Here is a 619-nt window from a genome sequence, read left to right as displayed (position 1 = left end):
TTAACCGTGCCGGGGTTGATCTCCATGGAATCCGCGCGGCGATGATCTGCGCGTTGCGGATCACGATCGGCACGATCGGGACGCCCGCGGCCATGGCGATGCGGAACGCGCCCTTCTTGAACGGCCCCACCTCGGTGGTGTCCACCGCCGGTGCCCTCCGGGGCGATCAGGATGGACAGGCCGTCCTTCGCGCGCTGTTCGACCTGGCGCAACGTCTCCACCGCCGCGGCGGTGTCGTCCCGGTCGACGAACACGCCGTCGTTCAGCTTCAGCAGGGTCCCGATGATCGGGTCGCACGCGAGCTCCTTCTTGGCGATCTTGATCCAGTTGTCGTGCAGCAGCGCGGCGGCGATGAACGGGTCGACCCGGTTGCGGTGGTTATAGAGGAACACGGCCGGGCGCCGCGCGGTCAGGTTCTGCGCGCCGACGACCGTGAACCGGATGCCGTTGGTGGCCAGCAGCGCCCGGGGCCAGGTGGAGGCGAAGAAGTTGAGGCCGCGCCGCCGGCTGCCGCTGAGCAGGCCGAGCCCCACCGCGCCGGCGGCGAGCGGGACGGCCAGCCCGAACCCCGCCACCAGCGCCGCCTGCCTGCGGACGTCGGCGATCGGGCCGCCGGGCG

The 619-nt window shown here is 71.4% G+C and carries 1 pseudogene; it reads right to left on the bottom strand.

Annotation, left to right across the window (positions count from 1 at the left end):
* Positions 1-619: pseudogene (locus tag HMPREF0591_RS30130) on the bottom strand (lysophospholipid acyltransferase family protein); the annotation flags it as partial.

It is taken from the genome of Mycobacterium parascrofulaceum ATCC BAA-614 (genome assembly GCF_000164135.1).
Classification (GTDB): Bacteria; Actinomycetota; Actinomycetes; order Mycobacteriales; family Mycobacteriaceae; genus Mycobacterium; species Mycobacterium parascrofulaceum.
Note: the sequence above shows the minus strand (reverse complement) of the source record. Positions and strands in the feature narration are given on the sequence as shown.